General features: G+C 51.4%; 5 protein-coding genes. 2 read left to right on the plus strand and 3 right to left on the minus strand.

Translation table 11 applies throughout. From position 1 onward, the window contains the following. Positions 1-64: 64 nt before the first annotated feature. Positions 65-238, minus strand: coding sequence for a hypothetical protein (locus WC488_04860; GenBank protein ID MFA5077728.1), 174 nt, complete (start codon positions 236-238; stop codon positions 65-67). Positions 239-242: 4 nt separating this feature from the next. Continuing rightward, positions 243-806 carry an isoprenylcysteine carboxylmethyltransferase family protein gene (locus tag WC488_04865; protein ID MFA5077729.1) on the minus strand — a complete coding sequence of 188 codons (564 nt, stop codon included), beginning with the start codon at positions 804-806 and terminating at the stop codon, positions 243-245. Between the two features lie 52 nt (positions 807-858). On the opposite strand from WC488_04865, the gene WC488_04870 reads away from it, so the two are divergent. Continuing rightward, a complete protein-coding gene (locus WC488_04870) occupies positions 859-2,685 on the plus strand; it encodes an arginine--tRNA ligase (GenBank protein MFA5077730.1) in 1,827 nt (608 codons plus the stop codon). An 11-nt stretch (positions 2,686-2,696) separates the two neighbouring features. On the opposite strand, the gene WC488_04875 is transcribed toward WC488_04870, so the two are convergent. Further along, positions 2,697-3,440: a serine protein kinase RIO gene (locus tag WC488_04875; protein ID MFA5077731.1), complete on the minus strand. Its 744-nt coding sequence runs from the start codon at positions 3,438-3,440 to the stop codon at positions 2,697-2,699. Between the two features lie 95 nt (positions 3,441-3,535). On the opposite strand from WC488_04875, the gene WC488_04880 reads away from it, so the two are divergent. Further along, positions 3,536-3,897: lyase family protein (locus WC488_04880; protein ID MFA5077732.1), on the plus strand; the 362-nt coding region annotated here is incomplete at its 3' end.

A 3,897-nucleotide genomic window follows, 5' to 3' on the forward strand; every position in this document is an offset into this window, starting at 1 on the left:
GTGAGCGATGACGGGGCAATAGCAAGCATTGAGAAAAAATAATCTCGCCTAAAAAGAAAACTAATCAGTACAAATCTTTCTCTTCTATCCCGAAATTCGCAAGAAGCATTCTCCCCTGGTCTGTGAGCAAATAGGATATTTTCGCGCCTGATTTATTCTCTTCCAGCAAGCCCATCTCAACGAATTTCTTCACCATCACTGCGCCGAGCTTCTGAATGCTTATGGGCTTTTGAGCCATGTTTTCACCCGAGTTTGGGAATGAGCTGCGGGACCTTCTTTTTGTAGTCGTGGAATTCTTCGCCTATCCTGAGCGCAAGCTCCTCGTCCTCCAAATCAGCAAGGGGCTTGATGAGCACCACCCACATTATGAACACCATGAGCGGGATTACCGCGCCTGTGACGAGGTAGGCGCCGAAATTGAACAGGAGGTGCGTTATGTAAATCGGGTGCCTTACGATTGAGTAGGGGCCGGATTTCACGAGCTTGGTTTCCAGCTTCTTCACGCTCTTCATGGAGCGCACGAGAAGAGCGAGCGACCATCCCTCCAGTACAAGCCATCCTAGCAGTATGATCCAGCCGAGCGGGGCGGCCAGGGGCGGGAGCGCGTACCTGCTGTATATGTACGGCGAGAAAATCAGGAATACGGCGGCGTCGAAAACCAGCATTATGACGTAGGTTGTGAGCCTCAGCTCGATTCTGTGCATGTCGTAGTTGAGGTAAAAGTAATGCCTCACGAACCAGAACACCGGCAGCCCCAGGTAAACCAAAAGCGAAATGTAAACGAGCGCTTCGTACACCAAATCCATGCGCTCATTTCAACTGGAATATTTAAAAAATACCGGCTTCTGATAGTTCTCCATGCTTGAAAAAACCAGGGGCGAAATTGCTTCATTGCTCGCGGAAGCTTCAGGGGCTGATGAAAAAACCGCCCTGGCCAGCCTTGGGATGCCGAAAAACAATTTTGGGGATTTGAGCTCGCGGATAGCATTTGAGATTGCGAAGGAGAGGAAAGCGAACCCGGCAATTATTGCGAAGGATATAATTGGAAAGCTCCGGCCCAGCGAATACGTGGAGAAAACGGTCGCGACCGGCCCGTACATAAATTTTTTCCTTTCTCCAAAATTTTTCCATGCGCTCACGAATGACGCGGCGAAAAATCCCGAATATGGGAAGGGGAAAACGAAAAAGAAGAAAGTGATTGTTGAATTCCCTTCAGTAAATCCGAACAAGCCCTGGCACATAGGGCATTTGAGGAACGCGTTGCTCGGGGATTCAGTGGCACGCATACTGCGCTTCTGCGGATATGAAGTGGAGGCGATGGATTACATAGATGATTTGGGGCTCCAGGTTGCGCAGAGCCTGTATGGGTATATGAAGCCCGGAAGCCAGGAGCCCAAAGCGGATCAAAAGTTCGACCATTGGGTTGGGGAGCAATACGTCCAGGCGGCTGCGGAAATTGAGGAAAATCCCGAAACCGGCGCGAAGGTGCGCGAAATACTCAGGAGGATGGAGGAAGGCGGGAACGAGGTTTCGGAGAAGGCGCGGGAGCTGAGCGAAAAGGTGGTGAAGGCGCAGTACGAGACTGATTTTTCACTAGGAATATACCATGATGTGCTGGTTTTCGAGAGCGACATAATAAGAATAGTTTTTCAGGAAGGGCTGGAGAAGCTGAAGAAAAGCAAGGCAATCAGCCTGGAGAAGGAAGGAAAGAACGCGGGATGCTGGATTGTGCAGCTCGGGGAGAAATACAGGGAGATGAAAGACGACCAGAAAGTTATAATAAGGAGCGACGGGACCGCGACATATACTGGAAAAGATATCATATTTCAGTTCTGGAAATTCGGGCTGCTTTCAAATGATTTCCGTTATTCTGAATTCGTGAAACAGCCGAACAGGGAAATTGCGTACAAGACATTCCCGAAGGGAAAGAGGATGAAATTCGGGAAAGCGGACAAAGTGATAAACATAATCGGCGTGGAGCAGAGCTACCCCCAGGCCGTGATAAAGGATACGCTCGCAGAGCTTGGATACGAAAAAGAGTCGCACAATTTGGTGCATCTCGCTTACGAGCACGCCACGCTCCCAGAAGGCAAATTTTCGGGAAGGAAGGGAACCTGGCTCGGATACACTGTTGATGAGTTTATCGAGGAGGCAGGAAAACGCGCAAAGGAGAAAATCGGGAAGGAGATGGGCGAGGGGGAGAAGGAAAAAATCGCTTCCAGGGCAGGCATCGCGGCCATAAAATTCTCATTCCTGCGCGCGACCCCGGAGAAAAAAATCGTTTTCGACTGGGAGCGCGCGCTTTCGCTCGAAGGGGATTCTGGACCTTACCTGCAGTACGCGTATGTGCGCACGCGCGGAATATTGAACAAATGGGGCGGAAAGGTAATGGATTTGGGAGCTACAACGGCTGGGCCGAATGATGATGAAAAAGCGGTGCTCAGGCAGATTGCGCAGTTCCGGGAAATCGCGGAAAAAGCCGCGGCGGATTTGAGGCCGCACTATATCGCGGAATACGCACTGGAACTTTCCACCCTGTTCAGCAAGTTCTACACGAAGAATCCGGTGCTGAACGCGGAAAGCGAAGAAGCCAGGAACTGGAGGCTCCTGATAGTGGCCGCTACCGCGAACACGCTGAAGAATGCGCTGGAACTGCTTGGAATAGATGCGCTGGAACGGATGTAGCCTAGCTGCATTCAGCTTTTTATGAATTTGAGCGCTTCCTCAAAATCCATCCCGAAGCCGAATTTCCTGAAATAAGAGAGGACGTTGCGCACGTCGCGCTCCAGGAATTCCAGGGCTTTGGGATGCGCGAGCGGCACTCCCTGGCCCCAGTCAATCAGCCAGGTGGTTCCGTCATTTGCGACGAGTATGTTGTATTCGCTCAAATCCGCGTGCACCAGCCCGGCACGGTAAAGTTTGCGCATGTCCTCGAGCACCATGCGCATCTGCCTTTCCTCGCAAATCGTCTGGATTAGTCGAGGGTAAGGGAGCTTTTCATCCCCCAGGAAATCCATCACTACCGCGTTTCCCTCCAGGATTACCGGCTTGGGCGCATGGACCCCCGCCTTTTCGCATATCTCCAGGTTCTTGAACTCCTTTTTCGCGAATGCGTAAACAACGTCCTTCTCGCTCCATTTTATTTTCTCGAAGCGCGGGTCGCCCTTTATGTAATCCCCCTTGCGCGAAAAGATGGAGGTGCTGATTTTGTATATCTTCACGGCGAGCGGGGCTCCGGAAGGCGCTGTGGCCTTGAATACTATGGACTCCTTTCCTGTCGAGACCGGATAGTCCAGATTGGAGAGCACGCCCTTCTTTATGAGCTTGGAAACGTGGAGAAGGGTGCGTCGGTCGAACACGTCGCTTTCCACCTTCTGGCGCTCCTTGAGCTGGTGGACGTACTTGTCAGGCCTCTTGCCGCTTGTTCCGGGCGTTCCCATAAGGATTTATAGGCTATACAATGCTTAAAATGGTTATTCAGCAGAAATTTACGATACAGTAAATGGCTTCATAAATCAGGATTGGCGGTGGGAGCATGAAAACAAGGAAAGAAAGCGATTTTCTCGGAAGCGTGGACGTGCCTGCTGAGGCTTATTACGGGGTCTTCACTGTGCGCGCGCTCAGGAATTTCAAAATAAGCGGGATAAGGGCGCCGGAAAAATTTATCTATTCCCTGGCTCTGGTGAAGAAGGCTTGCGCGCTCGCGAACATGGAACTGGGCATGCTTGACAAAAAGATTGGAAACGCGCTTGTGCAGGCCGCTGACGAGGTGATGGCTGGAAAGCACATGGAGCAGTTTCCGCTGGACGTTTACCAGGCAGGCGCAGGAACTCCGTACAACATGAACATGAATGAGGTGCTTTCGAACAGGGCGCTTGAAATTCTCGGGCAGGAGCG

The organism is Candidatus Micrarchaeia archaeon, from assembly GCA_041650355.1.
In the GTDB taxonomy this organism is placed as follows: Archaea; Micrarchaeota; Micrarchaeia; order Anstonellales; family Bilamarchaeaceae; genus JAHJBR01.

Bases quoted from the DNA above. Each gene is read 5' to 3' on its own strand.
- WC488_04860 (MFA5077728.1), bottom strand. From the start codon at position 238: ATGGCTCAAAAGCCCATAAGCATTCAGAAGCTCGGCGCAGTGATGGTG.
- WC488_04865 (MFA5077729.1), bottom strand. From the start codon at position 806: ATGGATTTGGTGTACGAAGCGCTCGTTTACATTTCGCTTTTGGTTTAC.
- WC488_04870 (MFA5077730.1), top strand. From the start codon at position 859: ATGCTTGAAAAAACCAGGGGCGAAATTGCTTCATTGCTCGCGGAAGCT.
- WC488_04875 (MFA5077731.1), bottom strand. From the start codon at position 3,440: ATGGGAACGCCCGGAACAAGCGGCAAGAGGCCTGACAAGTACGTCCAC.